The organism is Pseudoalteromonas tetraodonis, from assembly GCF_002310835.1.
GTDB lineage: Bacteria > Pseudomonadota > Gammaproteobacteria > Enterobacterales > Alteromonadaceae > Pseudoalteromonas > Pseudoalteromonas tetraodonis.
In genome coordinates this window covers 3,318,080-3,334,223 of the sequence record NZ_CP011041.1, presented here as the reverse complement: position 1 = coordinate 3,334,223, position 16,144 = coordinate 3,318,080, and the positions used below count along the sequence as shown (strand labels likewise).

The window sequence follows — 16,144 nt, the reverse complement described above, 5'->3', positions numbered from 1 at the left end:
CCTATTTTGTTTAGTTGCGAAGTTATCTAGTAGCGAACTTTAAGAAGTAGAAACTGGGAGCGTACACTTTAAATTGGCTGGGATCGTACTTTCTATTTAAGATCATACATTTATAGAGCATCTCAGTTTCGAACATTATTTAACGTGCACAGTTTTGATTAATGTTAAAAAAGCGCTTAAGGCGCTTTTTTTGTGCCTGAAAGTCTGTTAGCTTAAGTAACTTATTATTCTCTAAGGGATTAGTCATGCGTTTATTAACCGTTATTTGTTTTGTTAGCTTTTTTGCTTTTAGTTCACAAAATGCATTTGCACAAGCTGGCATTAAACAGCAAAGTACAGATTACTCTGTGCACACGCACACTATTAAATCTACTGTTTTAAATGAAGAACGCACAGTTGTTGTGCAGTTACCAAAGAGTTATCAAGCTGAGCCAAATAAGGTATATCCTGTTATATATCGCTTAGATGGCGCGGTTAATATACCGCTTGCTAGTGCTGTTATTGAGCGTTTACAAAATGATAATCGTGCGCCTGAGGTTATTATTGTCGCTATCGAAAACACTAATCGACTTAGAGATATGTATCCTACAGTGAACAAGGAACCTCAGGGCCCAGTTGGTGAAGGGGGCGGTGCTACAGCGTTTTTAGCGTTCTTTGAACAAGAGCTCATTCCTTTAGTTAATAAAAACTATCGCACGCATGACTATAAGGTTATTGCTGGCGCCTCTGCGGGCGGTGTATTTGCGTTGTATGCTTTGCAGGCAAAGCCCGAACTATTTCAAGCGCATATTGCTTATAGCCCTGCGGTTTGGTGGAACTATGGCGCAATGGTAAAAAGTACAAAATCGTTTATAGCTAAAACGAAAGACCTTAACAGTTACGTTTACACCAATATTGGCGAAGAAGCCGGCATAATGCGTGAAAGGTACGATGAATTGCAGCAAACTATACAATCGCATAAAGTGCGAGGGTTACGCTTCTCTAGTGATGCGTTTGATGGTATCTCGCATAACTTAACCGCTGCTGCTGGCGTATTTAATGCCTATTACAACTTATTTTTACCTAAACAAATGCCTATAAGTGCTTTAACTGACGATGTAGCCTCTATTGATGCTTATTACAAAACATTATCTCAGCAATGGGGTGAGCAGATATCTCCACCAGACCGTGCTGTTAGATCACTCGGTTATAACCTAACGGGCAGCAAGCAATTTACCCGTGCTATTGAGGTGTTTAAATACAATATAAAAAATCACCCCAAATCAGTCGATGCGCTTTCAGCCTTGTCTTATGGCTATGAAATGCAAGGTGATACTCGTCAAGCACTTGAACAGATGGAGTCTGCTTTAGTCATTGCAGATGACTCATATCCTTATATAAATTACTTAAAAGAAACAAAAGCTAGGTTACAAGCAGAACTTAGCAAGAACTAATAATATTGCCAACTTAGTTGTTGGCTTTTTTATGATTGCCTCTTTAAGTTTGGAGTGCTCACGGTGACAGTTAAATTAATTACAAGAGTAGGGCTCAGGTTCAAAGAGTGATTTTTAAGGTGATTAAAGTTTTACCAAACAAATTAGAAGAAGCAATATTACTTGCTGATGATATTGCAGACTAAGAAGAGTTTACTGGTAAATACTCATACTGTGAGTCAGATGACCATGCGTGTAAACCATGTGATTGCCTCTATTGTATATACAATTCCACTACAGTTACTGTCGCACTACAAAGTGGAAATGAAAGCACAGATTTTGACGAACCATGCTATTTGGCAAAGTCGCCTAAAAATTTTAAAATCAATAGGCGACAGGTTTGATATAAAAGGCGCTTTGTGCGCCTTTTTAGTCTGCGCGATTACCTAAATCATAGGCAAAGTAGCCATAGGCAATTACGAACATCAAACCTATAAATGATATATGCATTACGCGAGCTAAAATTAGATCGATAGGTCTGGCGTGTCGCAAAATGGCTTCGTCATTAACAACCGTCGCTTTTGCGGGTTTTTGCCGCCTTATTACTTTGCCATACATGCTCACTCTTATGCCCAGCTCTTTATCCCAAAGTGGTTCATGTATCCCTTCCTCACGCATTTTTTTCTCAATATGCTTCATTGAAATACGCGTAAAGCATAAGGTTGAAATGAGGAAAAATATCAATGCTGGAAGCGACACTATAAAATAAATGATTTCGGGAATTATGTACATGATTAAAACCAATTCATATCAGAGAAGTAAGCATATATTAAGGTGCAAGATGATTTATCAACATAACACCTAACGATTATAATTTAGGCACAAAATTAATAAGCGCGCTCACCTAAGTCATATGCAAAATAACCATATACAGCTAGGGTCATCATAATTACGAAAGAGTAATGCATTGTGCGAGCTAAAATTAAATCGATAGGTCTGGCGTGTCGTAAAATTGCTTCGTCATTAACAACCGTCGCCTTTGCGGGTTTTTGCCGCCTTATTACTTTGCCATACATGCTCACTCTTATGCCCAGTCCTTTATCCCAAAGTGGCTCATGTATCCCTTCCTCACGCATTTTCTTCTCTATGTGTTTCATTGAAATACGAGTGAAGCACAAAGCTGAAATAAGAAAAGCAATTATAAATGGCCCAGTTATTATCCAGTAAAAAGTTTCAGGCATAAGATACATAGCTTAAAACCAGCTTATATTAGAGCTAAGGTCATAAACTAGACCTGAGAAACCCTTTCCAACAGCATCACCAACTTTACCTGCAGCATAACCAGCCCCCAAGCCTACACCTATAAGAATTACCCAGCCAACTGGACCCATTGCAATTGCTATTCCTACCCCTGCGGTTATAGTCGTACCGCCAACATAGGCTCCTGCAGCTGTCCCTAAACCAAAACCTGTAGCTTCCCTTACTGCACTGCGCTGCCAGTCTTTACCTGCTTTGTAATCGTCATAAACGCTATCAGCTCGAAGACCAGCATCAATCGCAATAACAAACTTTCCTGCAATGTTGGATCCTTGCTCTAATTTACGTAAGTGCTGTATGTTAGCTAAAGAAGTTAATTGCAAGGGAGCTGAACTTCTTGCGCTTCTTGCTGTATCTATGCCTCGTTGCGCATTAGACCAGATATTACCCCGTGCAGATGCTTTCACTTTGCCTTTGAATTTAACCATTTCTCTTTTAAATTCAGTGTTTAACTCTAGATGGGCTTGCTTAGCTTTGTTACCTAGTTTGATTAATTCTAATTTAGGTTGCTTGTTCTGCGATGCTTTTCTAATTTCAATTAAGCTAGTTTGGTATTTTAGAATCGCTTTTCCAAATGTACTTAATCTCACTTGGCTTGACTCTAATGAAGTAAGTGCTGCGCCAGTGGCAGTCAAGGTATCAAGATTTCTTCCAAGAACTTGTTGACTCGTTAAACCTCTTACTTTATCAACATATGGAGATATTTCCGCATCGTATAGCGCGGCAATAGCCAAAGCATCTTCATCACCGAAGTTGTTTACTATAGTACTGACATTTCTCTTTGTATGCTCAGGCCAAGACACCGTATTATCAAGTGCACAAGCTATGTCAGGACGAGAGCGCCTGAAATCACTCATATCCCCAGATTGTGGAGTTCTTAAAATGAACGGGGTTCCTTGAGGTATAAAGTTACCTATAATATGAGGGTTATCCTCTCTAAATCGCTTTAATTGCTCTAAGTCATTACTGTTAAAAGGTAAACTTGCTCGACTTTTCGTATTGAAACATAAATCAAATTGAGACATGACATTTCCTTGTATCTAAAATTAATCCATCAGGCCGCAAAAATAACACACTTGAAATGTTGAAATCAATAATACAGCGTGTTCAGCTATTATTTGTAATGATTGATGTATGTGAAAAATAGTATTAATGCAAAGTGATATTCAGTGAATCATCGTTTAATAAAACAAGATGCATTTTATTTAGATCACTAACCTCTACTTAATAGCTGCTAAATACGCTAAAATTACAGGCTACTTTTTAGCAATAAGCCCGTAATAAATATGACCTCAGCCGCAAGCCCTAGTACTTTTAACGATCTTGGCCTTATTCCAGAGCTACAAGCTCGTTTAACTGATTTGCAATATAGCCAACCTACGCCAATTCAAGCTAAGGCGATCCCAAATGTACTTGCTGGTAGCGATTTAATTGCGGGGGCAAATACCGGCTCAGGTAAAACAGCAACCTTTGCTTTGCCTATGCTACAAACGCTATTTTTAGCAAAAGGCGCGAATAAAACGCCGAGCAAAGATAACTTTGTTTCAGGGCTTATTTTGGTACCTACCCGTGAGTTGGCAGTGCAAGTAGCTGATAATGTTAAATCGTATTCTGCTAACTTTAATGGCGCCATTAAAACGGTGGCGGTATTTGGTGGTGTGTCGGTTAATACCCAAATGCAGGCACTACGTGGTGGTGCCGATATTATCGTAGCAACCCCAGGGCGTTTACTCGACTTAATATCAAGCAACGCCATTAAGCTCGATAAAGTAAATACCTTAGTGCTTGATGAAGCCGACCGCTTATTAAGCTTAGGCTTTACCGAAGAGTTGGCTAACTTATTAGCGCTTATGCCTGCTAAAAAGCAAACCATGTTGTTTTCAGCGACTTTCCCAGAGCAAGTAACGCTTTTAACGCAAGAGCTGTTAACCAACCCTGTTGAAATACAAGTACAAAGTAAAGAAGAGAGCACGCTTGTACAGCGCGTTTTTACGGTTAATAAAGGCGAGAAAACCACGGTTTTAGCGCACTTAATTAAGCAGCACAAATGGCGCCAAGCGCTGATTTTTGTCAATGCTAAAAAAGACTGTGAGCATTTAGCGGGCAAACTTGAAAAGCGTGGCGTGAATGCACAAGTATTCCATGGTGATAAAGGCCAAAGCGAGCGTTCTCGGGTAATCGAAAAGTTTAAAGCGGGTGAGATTGAAGTGCTTATTGCTACCGATATTGCAGCCCGTGGTTTAGATATTGAAAAGCTACCAGTAGTAATTAACTTTAACTTACCGCGCAGCCCTGCTGATTACATGCATCGTATTGGCCGAAGCGGCCGTGCCGGTGAAGTAGGTTTAGCGTTATCGTTAATTGATTATGAAGACTTTCATCACTTTAGAATTATTGAAAAGAAAAACAAACTACGTTTAGAGCGCGAAGAGGTTACAGGCTTTGCTGTAAACCAAGCCAACCTTGATGCCGCACAAGCACTTAAAAATGATAAGCCAATGGCAAAGCCTGAAGGTACCGGTAAGAAAAAGAAGAAAAACAAAGCCAACCAAGAAGATGACGTATGGAGCGGCTGGAGAAAAAGATAAGCCTTAATACATATAAGTCATTAAACTCGAATTATTAAAAACCCTGCAAATTTGCAGGGTTTTTTTATTAGCTAATATTGCTAAGCAGCAAATTAAAAATCAGTAGGTGCTGGTGGCACCACTAAAGGTTGCTTAGGGTTTTCTTTAAGCTCCTTTAATAACTCTTGTACAGCACGCTCTATTGATGGGTCTTGGCCTTTATAAATAAGCTCAGGACGATCGATTACTTTAATATCTGGTGCAACACCTTCGTTTTCTATGATCCAGTTACCTTTTGTATCTAAAATACGGAATGTAGCAGCAATTACTTGCCCGCCGTCTACAAGGCTTGGGTTACCAGAAATACCAATTAAACCACCCCATGTACGGGTACCAATTAGCTTACCTAGACCAGCTTGGCGGAAGTAGTAAGGAATTGCGTCACCACCAGAACTTGAATAGCCATTTATTAGCATGGCTTTAGGACCATTGTGTGCAAACTGCGGTGTTTTAGTTGGCTCTACACCACGGCGTTTCCAATAGTTAAGCGGTTTACGCGCAAGCCAGGTGATCATATGCTCAGGAATAAAACCGCCGCCATTGTAACGGTCATCAATAATCATGGCGTCTTTGGTTGTTTGCGGCATGTAGTTTTTAAACATGGCGCGGTTACCCTCATAGGCTGTATTTGGCAGGTGCACATAGCCAATACGCCCACTTGATAGCTTATCAACGTAGGCTGCACGCGAATTAACCCAGTCTAAATAACGTAGGCCTTGCTCACTTGCTATCGGTTTTACAGTTATTTGCCATGCGCCTTTGCTACGCGGCTTGTTGTTTAGCACTAGCTCTACTTGCTCGCCTTGGGTGTTTTCAAGGAGTTCGTAAAAGTTAGCAACGTCTTTAACTGAGCGGCCATTTACCGCAATAATGTAATCGCCGTTATGTGCTTTTACACCTGTGGTGCCAAGCGGTGAACGGAAATCGTCATGCCAGTTTTCACCTTTAAAGATTTGTTCTATTTTTACATAACCAGATGGGTCGCTTGCAAGCTTAGCGCCTAATAAACCATGGTTTTTACGCTCTGCTTTAGGCATATCACCCGACTGCACATAAATATGGCCAGAGTTAATTTCACCGGCAATTTCGCTAAGAACATAATCAAGGTCGCTACGATGGCTAATGGCATCAGCCATAGGTTGGTATTTAGCTAAAATAGCATCCCAATCTTGTCCGTGATGGTTTTCGTCGTAGAACCAATCGCGCAGTGTGCGCCAACCTTCTACATACATTTGTTGCCACTCTGCTTGCGGATTAATTTTAAGCGTCATTTTGCTTAAATCGAGCTTATTTGCGTCTAAATCTTGTTTTGGCTTAGGTTCAATTAAGCTGTAACCGCCATCTGTATGTACAAGTAGGTGTTCGCTATTGCTTGAAATGGTGTAATTACTAACGCCTTTGGCGACTGTTTCTAGCTCACTGTTGTGATCGGTGCCTATTAGCTGTAAACCGCCATTAGCAAGAGTCAGTACGCCGTCTTTTACTGCGGTTAAGCTACGGTAATCGCCTGCTGGGGCATTAAGTGCGGTAACACGTTGCATAAAGTCATTGCTTTGCAGTGCATTTTTAACTTTTTTGTCGTCTTCTTTTTCATCTTCTTTATCTTGGACAATCGTGGCTTCGTCACTTTGTAAGGCAATAAGCGGTTTAACGCTATCGTTTACTGCAGCTGCATAAATACGGGTTGCTCGATTAAACATGTAATCAAACTCGTAGCTACTAAATGCCAGATTAAAGTCGCGCTCTGAGCTAAAGTAAAGGTATTGACCATCAGGCGAAAAAGTAGGGTTTTGCTCATTACTCATTTCGTCTGTTAAGCGCGTTACCTTTTTCTTTTTAAGGTTGTAGTGCCATAGCGAGGCATAACGGTTTTCGTTATTTTTAACAAATACAATGTCTTGGCTGTTAGGCGACCAAGTATATTGAGTAATGCCATCTTCGTCGTAAATACCGGTATCAATTTTGTGTTGCTTGCCCGATTTTGCATCTAACCACCAAAGTGTGTTGTTTTTATCTGAAAACAACAATTTAGAGCTATCTGGTGACCAAATGGGCGTAAAGCGCCAAATAGTGCCATTGCTAGTGAGTTGCTTAATAGCATTATTTTTACTGCGATCTTTTAAGTAAATTTCGTACTCGCCGCTTTCATCGCTCATGTAGGCTATGTAGCGCCCATTTGGTGACCAGCTTGCATCTATTTCGCGGCTTTTTTCTGTGTAAGATAAGTTGCGTGTAGGCCCTTGTTTAATTGGTACACTAAACAACTCACCACGGGCAGTAAATACAGCGCGTTTACCATCGTGAGAGAGCGACATAGAATCAATAAAATCGCTAACATTTTTGCTATATGGCATTGCGTATTGGCGCACGCCAGCAATGTTAATGCTTAGCTTAGCGCTTTTTTGTGTTTTTGCGTCAAAGCGATATAAATAACCGCCGTTTTCATAAACAATCGCATTTGGGCCAGCTGAAGGCCAAAGTACGTCAAAGTTTTTATAGTTGGTAAGTTTTTTTGGTTCGCTGCCTTTGCGGTACTGGTAAAGGTTTAGCGTGTAATCACGGTCAGACACAAAGTAAATATTGTCACCAACCCAAGTTGGTTGCTGGTCGGTTGCACGGTTTGTAGTTAGTTGTTCTGAGGTGTTTTTTTCTAAATCATAAATCCATACATCTTGCGCACGACCACCACGAGTACGTTTCCACGTACGAAACTCTCGGTCAATTGGCGTATAAACATACTTGCTGCCATCTGGAGATAGCATGCCGCCACCAGTTTCTGGAATCGCTAATGGCTGTTCAAGTCCGCCATCTGCAGGAACCATGTAAGGGCGGCCCATACGTTTTCCCCATGGTGTGCGGTTAGCTCTAAATAGCACATTTTTACCATCGGCGGTCCAATCTAAAACGCGGTAATCAAAACCTCCACGCGGTGGCATTGGGCCAACGTCATTATAATAAGTAAGTTGCTTTAGGTTTGAACCGTCACTGTTGATCACATAAATTTGTCGGCTACCGTTATACTCGGCTGAAAATGCAATGCGCTTACCGTCAGGGGAAAACTTAGGAAATGTTTCAAATCCAATATGGTCGGTTAAGCGTTTGCTTTCGCCTGTTTGCGTATTCGCAATATAAATATCGCCACTGTAGACAAAGGTAACGGTTTGGTTATGGATATCTGGAAAGCGGAGTAAACGAGTGTCTTTAGTCTCATAGGCCGATACACCCGGCGCGATTGCTGCAGCCAAGGCAAGAGCCAATGTTGTTAGTTTTTTCATGGAATTACGTCCTATATTAATAGCTATCCCATCATAACAATAAGGTGAAAAATAGCGATGCACTTACGATAAAAGGTCTGTTACAAAATGTGAATAAAAAAGGTTGGCAAAAAGCGCCAACCTTTAAGTAAATACAGATATAAAATTAATGTTCGTGTGCGTGTTCTTCCTCTTGTGCAATACCTAACCAAGTGATCGCGGCTGGTGGGAATGTAAGTTCTAACTCGCCTTCAATCTCTAAGTCTTCTAGGTGTACTTGCACAACGTGTTGGGCTATTGGGTCGGCTACGTAAGCAAACTGACCATTTTGCGCTACTGTCATACTAAACTTCATGCCTTCAGGCATTGTTGTTACATCTTCTTGTGTAATATCAACTTGACCTGCTAGCTCCCAGTGTATGTGATCGTCGTGCGCATGCGCCTCAAGCACATTTAAAAAGCCTAGGCTGTCTAAAACTAAAAAGTGCTCGCCATTCGCTGAGAAAGAGTAAGAAACAGCGCTTGCGCCATCGGCTAGTTGCCATTCTAGTTCTTCCATTTCAGCTTCCGCAGGGTTAATGCTTAAGAGCACTGCAGGGCCGCCGCCGTGACCAGACGCTACGCCAATAAAGGCCTCGCTATCTTCGTGGCCATAAATACTACCAATGCGTAAATCGCCAACGGCTGCAATGTTCGCTATTTTTTCAGCTTCGTACTCGTCATCATGTTGATGGGCTAATAGCACACCGTCACTACAGCCGAAGGCTACGTAATCATGGTTTTGTGCTGCGCCGTGCAAATCAGGGCATGTTAACTCTAACGTTTGTTCAAGTTCGTATTCGCCATCATGAAAGTGATAAACACCTACCTGATCCGGCAAAATTTTAGCGTTTGATGAGCTCTGTGCATCATCGCGGCGAATGGTCGCTAATAAATGCTCTCCACGAGGTTCTGCTACACCATGCATATTAATGTCGTAACTAATACCAGGTAAGGTCGCTGTTGCGTTTGTTATGTCGTTATCTGTTAATATTTCAACAGACGCAGTTGTGCCTGATGCTGCATCACCATCGTAAAATACCGCTAATTTACCATCGTGCTTTACCAAGTGAGTAGGGCGACTGCCGCTAGTTAGCTCATAACTGCTAAACTCAGGGCTTTGTTCGTAATCATGAAGGTGTGCGCCGTGATCTTCACGCCATAAGCCACCGTCTATAAAGCCGAGGTAATCTTGAGCGCGGCTAGCAATCACGGCATAACGAAAATCAGGTGACGACGATAGCGTGTTTGAATCATTAGTAAGAGTGAATGTATCAAGAAGCTCATTGTCGTCTAAGTCGAAAAAGTTCGCTTCGTTGCTATCGCCAGCAAGTATCGCAAGCCTACCTAATGAATCAATAGTGTATTCATCACCGTGGTCGCCACCATCGCCATGATCGTGGCCGTCATCAGGTACTTCTATTGGGTCTTTTTCAACAATGTTTGTTTCTGCATCACCACAAGCGGTGATTAATGTGCTGCTTATTGCCAGTGCAATTAATTTTAATTTGAATAGTTTAGTCATGTTAATTTCCTTTATTTATAATTTTTTAGCGCTTAAAAATAACCGCGAATACCTAACGCAAAGCTACGACCTGGACGTGGCGCTATATTCTTTAAAAATGAGCTATGCACGCGAGCTTCTGTGTCTGTTAAGTTAGTGCCTCGTAGATACACGGACATATCTTGATTTAGCACTGATAAGTCATATGAAACGCTCGCATCAATCATGGTGTAGCCGTTTGTGGTTGTTTCTTCTGGCGCGGTACGGTCTTGATCTTGATAACGAGTTACGTGAAGGTGCGCACTTAGCTTTTCTGTTTGATAGCTAAACTCAGTACCGAATCGCAATGGTGGTGTACGGGGTAAATCGCCACCGTCTTTAAGGCGGGCGCGAACGTAATCTGAGAATAAATCAACTTTAAACTCATCGGTTAACTGCCATGCAAATTGGGCTTCAAAGCCATGCAAAATTACGTCATCTGTTTTAAATAAATAAACTGGGAGTTCAGATGAGTGATCATGCTCGTCACCGTGGTCATGATTATGCTCATCACCATGGTCGTGGCCGCTTTCGGCGTATAGGCCTGTGTCGATTTGGTAATAATAATTGTCTACTTGGTTGTAGAAAGCATTAAGAATGAAACCGATATCACCTTGGGTTTTACGAAACGTTAAATCAATATTGTTTGCTGTTTCTAGGTCAAGCGCTTGCTCAGATAAACCAAAATGGCCGTCTTCATGAATATCAAATAGTGCGCCTACTTCATAAGTACCAGTTCCAATGTGAGGGCCGAATGATAATAGCTCCGACACCGAAGGAGCGCGCTCAGAACGAGATACCGATAAACCCAAGTTGTAGCTAGGTGCAAAATCCCACACGACACCTGTTGATAAACTGACAGGAGTGAATTCTTGTTCTACGTCAAATACGCGAGTATTGCCGGCATGTTCTTCATGAGCATGATCGTCATGAACATCGGTGTCATGGTGTGCGTGTGCATCAATGTTAGGTAGTAACACGTTATCAGCATCGATGGTTACCCGTTCAACTCGGCCACCTAATTGCACTAAAAAGTCACCAAAGTGTTTTTCTTCCATCAGTGCTATAGCAAAGCTTTGTGTTTGTGACGGTGGTGTGAATGCCTCTGAGCCTTGCGCTTCAACATCACTGTGTTTGTAATGAAAGCTCAAACCACCATTCCACTGCGCAAACGGGTTATGCATTAAGTCTACGCGTAACTCATTGGTTTCATTTTCAAACGTGGTACCCACTGCGCCATGTTCAATTTCAGCATGTTCGTAATCTGTAAAACCTGCGCGCAGGTTTACTCTATTAAGCCATTTGTTATCAAGGTTATATTCACCTAGCAACTGCACTTTAGTTTGCTCTAAGTCGGCATATACGCTTTCCTCAGCGCTATTAACATCTTCGCCACCATGGGTGTGGCCTGGAATGCCGTATTGACGATTAAATTGCTCAACAGCTATACCTACAAAACCTTGATCAAATAGATAGCTAGTACCTAAGGTAAAGCCGTCAGACTCTTCATTACTATTTGCAACGGTGTAATCGCCACTATGTTCTTCATGGTTATGGTCATCATGGGCTAATTCAGCGGCCACGGGTATTTCATAGTCATCGGCTTCACGCCAAAAGGCGTCGGCATAAAATGCAAAAGAATCAGTTCCTGTAGTGGCGTTAAACGAGGCTACTTTTTGATTATCAACAGAGTTGTGCTCAAGGTTCCATTCGCCGCGAGTTGTGCTGTCGGTAGGCACCCGATTATCAACTACATTAACCACACCACCAATGGCGCCGCTGCCATAAAATAATGTGGCAGGGCCACGTAATACTTCGATTTGTTTTGCGGTTGATGCCTCTGATGCAACGGAGTGATCAGGGCCAACGCGCGAAACATCACTGACATCAAGACCATTTTGAGTAATTAGAACACGCGGCCCGCTTAAGCCACGAATAATAGGTGTACTGGCTACTTTTGCATGAAAGTTAGTATTAACCCCCGGGAGTTTTTCAAGGCTATCGCCAAGGGTTGCAGCTTGCTGCCGTCTTAATTGTTCGCCAGATAACACGCTAACGGGAGACGAGGATTCCATTGCCGACATGTGAATAGGCGTCGCTTCAATATCAATTACTTCAATGGGTGAACGTTCTAAGTTAAAGGTAATTGACTGGCTTTTATCATCACTAAATGTGATATCTCGATGCAGATGGGCATAACCAGGGGCGGTAATATGAAGTTCTTTTAAACCACTTTTTAAATCAGTTATTACGAACTTACCGCTTGCATCTGTTACTGCTGTTATATCTGAGCCTTCAACTTCTACAGTTGCGTTGGTCACCACTTTACCTTGGTTGTTTAGAACAACACCTTCTATGGTATTTGCAAGTGCATTTGTTGGTAGTAGGGCTGCTATAAACAAAGCTAATTGAGATTTTCGTGTCATTTGAATTCCTTTACGAATGTTATATTGTATCAATTGTGCTTGAAATGTTATATTGTATCAATAGTTAATTAACTAAAAATCACTCAGGATATATAATTTGGCTGCTTCATCTACATAATTTAAATTAAATTTATTTAAATTCAGTACTTTAAGTGTTTCTGTCATTGTTTAGGTGTTGTTCGTGGGGGATCTGTTTGCTGTAAAGCAAAAGTTAGTTGTTACATTTATTTAGCTCTAGTTAATAAATTTTTAGGTAAAACCACAGCGGAGGCATTGAGCAACAAGGATGGCAAAGTTAAAACATCAGCCCACTACATTAGAGTGGGTAATATGAATAAGCAGCAATTTAAAGAGATGATGGGTTTTGCGATAAAAAGATGTGAAGCCTCTGAAAAAAAATTAACGCCAAAACGCCAGCAGGTATTTGAAATTCTATTGCAAGCAAATAAACCTTTGTCTGCTTATGAGTTAACAGATCAATTTAATAAGCAAATAAATACACCGATTTTGGCAATGTCCGTTTATCGGATATTAGGTTTTTTAGAGTCGGTAGGTCTGGTACATAGATTAAAGTTAGAAAATAAGTTTATACCGTGCAGTTACGTTAATGATGATAGAGAGCATCAACTATCGATGTTTTTAATTTGTAGCTCTTGTAATAAAGCAAGTGAGGTGAATGACCTTAACAATTCGGTTAAATCTTTGTTTAGGGAACTGAAAATGAAAGGGTTTACGCCAGCAACTTCGCAATTAGAAATCTCAGGTGTTTGTTTTGGGTGCCAGCAAAGTACCGCTAACACAATTAAAAAGAAGGATAAATAATGAAGCTGACTCAAACGACAGCAGACAAGTTTGCCATTGGGCTTTCGTTAATGTGCACGGTGCATTGTTTTGCAACACCGGTTATTTTAGCGCTGTTGCCAAGCTTTGCTGTACTACAAATAAATGGTGAACAGTTTCACTTATGGGTTCTTGCTGCAGTATTACCAACAAGCTTATTAGCTTTGAGCTTAGGCTGTAAAAAGCACAAACGTACACGTTATATGGCGTGTGGAGTTGTTGGTTTAGCTTTTTTGATAATTGCAGTATTGCTAGGTTACGAAGAGGCCGAAAAAGCACTCACTTTAATTGGCTCCGCTTTTATCGCATTAGCCCATTGGTTTAACTACCAACAGTGTTTTAAAAAAAATAACGAAAAATGCCGCTGTTCAGGTGATAAATCAGACCAACTTGTTTAACACTGCCAGTGTTAAACATAGCGACTATGTGGCATTGTAATTATAAATATCGTTTTTTAGGTAAACTAATTTAGTGAATACTGCTTTAAAGCTTTTGCTGTTACTTTGTGTTTTCATCTGTTTTAAATTAAGCGCAAATACCCCTTACGAAATCCCTAGAAGCAGTGTTATTGAACTCACCGATCCTGTTACCAAGCGGGTGTATCCTATTTTTATTCAGCTACCTAAGTCATATGCAAAGGAGCCTAATAAAACATATCCAGTTATTTACTTAACCGATGCGCCGTACACGTTTCCTATAGTGGCAGGGGCTACACGGTTTCCTATGAATAGCGGCAAAGTGCAACAGGCTATTATTGTGGCGATTGGCTATGAAAAAGGCTCGAGAGGATCTAATAGTCGAATTAGGGATTACACACCGACTCAGACTCAAAATTGGAAGAAGCAAACGGGTAATGCCAAAGGGCACGCTACGTTTTTGCAAAGTACGGTATTTACTTTTATCGAAAAAAATTACCGAGCAAGCAACACGCAAAGAACGTATATAGGTAACTCGCTAGGCGGCTTATTTGGCGCCACTATTTTATTTACAGCACCTGATTTATTTAGCAATTATATTATTGGCAGCCCGTCGGTTTGGTTTGATAACAATGCACTGCTAGCGTTAAAAGCGAATAAGCCCCAAATGCCAATAAAGGTTTATGTATCTGTTGGGGCAAAGGAAACGCCAGCCTTTGGTGAAGGGCAAAATATGGTTGAAGGCGCTGCGCAACTTGTAAAAAAAATTAATGCGCTCAATAGTGAAAATATAAAATTAAAAAGTGTTGTTATTGAGGGAGCACAGCATGCAACCGCATTCCCAACCACCGCAATACAAGGGCTCGATTGGGTATTGGGAAGCAGTCAATAAGCTCAAAAGGGGTTCTCGATACTTTTGTAGTTAAATAAGCGATATTAAAGCGCTTTAATATCGCTTTTCCACTTTACCAGCGCTGCTATGAATTCGGGGCCAATACCACAGCAGCCGCCAATAATTGTCGCGCCTAGGCTATGCCATTGCTTTGCAAACGCTACATACTCAGCGGGTGATAAGTCGCGGTAACCTTGCGAGCCTTCATTGGCTTTATAATCGCTGGCGATTGGTGTAAAACCATTTGCAAAGACCCCTAAATCAACATTTTTATTCTGCTGTTTTAGTACGCGATTAGTGTCGCGTAGCGCTTGTTCAATAACCTCAGGGATAGAGCAGTTAAAGAATATGCCCGCTATATTATGTTCGAGTAATGCTAAGATAGCGTCGGATACTAATTCACCAGAGCGCAATGTCGCTTGTTCGCTTACTTCATCATTTAAGGTAAATGCGTAATAACATGGTTTGTTTGAATTCTTAAGCACCCTTGCCATAACCCGCGCTTCTGCAATGTTTGATATGGTTTCACCAATCCAAACATCGACATATTCGTCTTGTGCTTTATACAGGGTATTTAAAATAGTAAATGCGCGTTCACTTTGGAAAAAATCAGCACGGTACGATCCAAATGCGGGTGGCAATGAACCCGCAACTAGCACGTTTTGATTAGTGTTTTGAGCTGCTTTTTTTGCAATTACAGCAGCTTGCTGTGCAAGTGCTGCACCTTGTGCTTGGTAAAGCGTTTCACCTAAATGAAAGGGGACACACGCATAGCTATTTACCGTAATAATTTCTGCCCCCGCATTTATAAAAGCTTGATGCGCTTGAGTTACGTATTGCGGTGCTTCTATTAAAGCTTGTGCACTCCAAAGTGGCTGTGAAAATGGCGCGCCCATGCGTTTAAGTTCACGACCCATGCCGCCATCTAATATTGTTAACCTACTCATAATGGACTTCTATACGTCTAAATAATTAAGGCTATTCAAACATACTTTTTGAAAATTCATAATGAAACTTCATCAGGTTGAGTATGAAAAAAGTTCAACATGTTAAAGCTGTTTTTAAAAGGCACAAAAAAAGCGACTACCCAGTAAGGTGTCGCTTTTCTTTTTACAAGTAAGCAATTACTTGTAAAACGCTTCTACAGTGCCTTTTACTTTCATAAGTAATGGCTGGCCGCGACGGTCTAGCGCTTTAGGTGCCGCTACTTTTATCCAACCTTCGCTGATGCAGTATTCTTCAACGTCAAAACGCTCTTTACCGTTAAGTGTAATACCGATTTCATGCTCAAATACTTCTTCTACATAAAATTTGCTACGTGGGTTGATAGACAGTTGATTTGGTAATTCTGGTTTGTTTGTATCAGTCATATTGGTGA

13 protein-coding genes are annotated in these 16,144 nt (G+C 41.1%); 5 read left to right on the top strand and 8 right to left on the bottom strand.

Annotation, left to right across the window (positions count from 1 at the left end):
- Positions 1–245 precede the first annotated feature (245 nt).
- Positions 246–1,433 (top strand): alpha/beta hydrolase-fold protein, encoded by a 1,188-nt coding sequence (locus PTET_RS15540; protein ID WP_096038862.1) that lies wholly within the window; start codon positions 246–248, stop codon positions 1,431–1,433.
- 408 nt (positions 1,434–1,841) lie between these two features.
- On the opposite strand, the gene PTET_RS15535 is transcribed toward PTET_RS15540, so the two are convergent.
- The 3 genes from PTET_RS15535 to PTET_RS15525 form a co-directional block, all read right to left on the bottom strand.
- Complete coding sequence (locus PTET_RS15535; RefSeq protein WP_147154736.1) at positions 1,842–2,111, bottom strand: hypothetical protein; 270 nt, start codon at positions 2,109–2,111, stop codon at positions 1,842–1,844.
- Between the two features lie 188 nt (positions 2,112–2,299).
- Entirely contained in the window at positions 2,300–2,653 is a 354-nt protein-coding gene (locus tag PTET_RS15530) for a hypothetical protein (RefSeq protein ID WP_147154738.1), read from the bottom strand.
- A 12-nt stretch (positions 2,654–2,665) separates the two neighbouring features.
- Entirely contained in the window at positions 2,666–3,754 is a 1,089-nt protein-coding gene (locus PTET_RS15525; protein ID WP_096038860.1) for a hypothetical protein, read from the bottom strand.
- 261 nt (positions 3,755–4,015) lie between these two features.
- On the opposite strand from PTET_RS15525, the gene PTET_RS15520 reads away from it, so the two are divergent.
- Entirely contained in the window at positions 4,016–5,317 is a 1,302-nt protein-coding gene (locus tag PTET_RS15520) for a DEAD/DEAH box helicase (protein ID WP_096038859.1), read from the top strand.
- Positions 5,318–5,409: 92 nt separating this feature from the next.
- Here the strand turns inward: PTET_RS15520 and PTET_RS15515 are convergent, their stop codons facing one another.
- The 3 genes from PTET_RS15515 to PTET_RS15505 all read right to left on the bottom strand — a co-directional run bounded on the left by PTET_RS15515 (position 5,410) and on the right by PTET_RS15505 (position 12,618).
- Positions 5,410–8,631 carry a S41 family peptidase gene (locus tag PTET_RS15515; protein ID WP_096038858.1) on the bottom strand — a complete coding sequence of 1,074 codons (3,222 nt, stop codon included), beginning with the start codon at positions 8,629–8,631 and terminating at the stop codon, positions 5,410–5,412.
- Between the two features lie 145 nt (positions 8,632–8,776).
- Positions 8,777–10,174 carry a 5-methyltetrahydrofolate--homocysteine methyltransferase gene (locus PTET_RS15510; protein WP_096038857.1) on the bottom strand — a complete coding sequence of 466 codons (1,398 nt, stop codon included), beginning with the start codon at positions 10,172–10,174 and terminating at the stop codon, positions 8,777–8,779.
- A 32-nt stretch (positions 10,175–10,206) separates the two neighbouring features.
- Entirely contained in the window at positions 10,207–12,618 is a 2,412-nt protein-coding gene (locus PTET_RS15505; protein WP_096038856.1) for a TonB-dependent receptor, read from the bottom strand.
- A 330-nt stretch (positions 12,619–12,948) separates the two neighbouring features.
- On the opposite strand from PTET_RS15505, the gene PTET_RS15500 reads away from it, so the two are divergent.
- The 3 genes from PTET_RS15500 to PTET_RS15490 all read left to right on the top strand — a co-directional run bounded on the left by PTET_RS15500 (position 12,949) and on the right by PTET_RS15490 (position 14,766).
- Entirely contained in the window at positions 12,949–13,440 is a 492-nt protein-coding gene (locus PTET_RS15500; RefSeq protein WP_020476917.1) for a Fur family transcriptional regulator, read from the top strand.
- Positions 13,440–13,856: a MerC domain-containing protein gene (locus PTET_RS15495; protein ID WP_016898993.1), complete on the top strand. Its 417-nt coding sequence runs from the start codon at positions 13,440–13,442 to the stop codon at positions 13,854–13,856. Before PTET_RS15500 ends, PTET_RS15495 begins: the two co-directional genes overlap by 1 nt.
- Positions 13,857–13,929: 73 nt before the next feature.
- On the top strand, positions 13,930–14,766 hold the full coding sequence (locus PTET_RS15490; protein WP_016898994.1) for an alpha/beta hydrolase: 837 nt from the start codon (positions 13,930–13,932) through the stop codon (positions 14,764–14,766).
- Between the two features lie 44 nt (positions 14,767–14,810).
- Here the strand turns inward: PTET_RS15490 and PTET_RS15485 are convergent, their stop codons facing one another.
- Both PTET_RS15485 and PTET_RS15480 read right to left on the bottom strand, forming a co-directional pair.
- Complete coding sequence (locus tag PTET_RS15485) at positions 14,811–15,713, bottom strand: homocysteine S-methyltransferase family protein (RefSeq protein WP_016898995.1); 903 nt, start codon at positions 15,711–15,713, stop codon at positions 14,811–14,813.
- A gap of 177 nt (positions 15,714–15,890) precedes the next feature.
- On the bottom strand, positions 15,891–16,136 hold the full coding sequence (locus PTET_RS15480) for a DUF3297 family protein (protein WP_008112798.1): 246 nt from the start codon (positions 16,134–16,136) through the stop codon (positions 15,891–15,893).
- Between the last annotated feature and the right edge of the window lie 8 nt (positions 16,137–16,144).

What these genes read in the sequence shown, in the direction of transcription:
- PTET_RS15540 (WP_096038862.1), top strand. Translation starts at nt 246, where the DNA reads ATGCGTTTATTAACCGTTATTTGTTTTGTTAGCTTTTTTGCTTTTAGT.
- PTET_RS15535 (WP_147154736.1), bottom strand. Translation starts at nt 2,111, where the DNA reads ATGAAGCATATTGAGAAAAAAATGCGTGAGGAAGGGATACATGAACCA.
- PTET_RS15530 (WP_147154738.1), bottom strand. Translation starts at nt 2,653, where the DNA reads ATGCCTGAAACTTTTTACTGGATAATAACTGGGCCATTTATAATTGCT.
- PTET_RS15525 (WP_096038860.1), bottom strand. Translation starts at nt 3,754, where the DNA reads ATGTCTCAATTTGATTTATGTTTCAATACGAAAAGTCGAGCAAGTTTA.
- PTET_RS15520 (WP_096038859.1), top strand. Translation starts at nt 4,016, where the DNA reads ATGACCTCAGCCGCAAGCCCTAGTACTTTTAACGATCTTGGCCTTATT.
- PTET_RS15515 (WP_096038858.1), bottom strand. Translation starts at nt 8,631, where the DNA reads ATGAAAAAACTAACAACATTGGCTCTTGCCTTGGCTGCAGCAATCGCG.
- PTET_RS15510 (WP_096038857.1), bottom strand. Translation starts at nt 10,174, where the DNA reads ATGACTAAACTATTCAAATTAAAATTAATTGCACTGGCAATAAGCAGC.
- PTET_RS15505 (WP_096038856.1), bottom strand. Translation starts at nt 12,618, where the DNA reads ATGACACGAAAATCTCAATTAGCTTTGTTTATAGCAGCCCTACTACCA.
- PTET_RS15500 (WP_020476917.1), top strand. Translation starts at nt 12,949, where the DNA reads ATGAATAAGCAGCAATTTAAAGAGATGATGGGTTTTGCGATAAAAAGA.
- PTET_RS15495 (WP_016898993.1), top strand. Translation starts at nt 13,440, where the DNA reads ATGAAGCTGACTCAAACGACAGCAGACAAGTTTGCCATTGGGCTTTCG.
- PTET_RS15485 (WP_016898995.1), bottom strand. Translation starts at nt 15,713, where the DNA reads ATGAGTAGGTTAACAATATTAGATGGCGGCATGGGTCGTGAACTTAAA.
- PTET_RS15480 (WP_008112798.1), bottom strand. Translation starts at nt 16,136, where the DNA reads ATGACTGATACAAACAAACCAGAATTACCAAATCAACTGTCTATCAAC.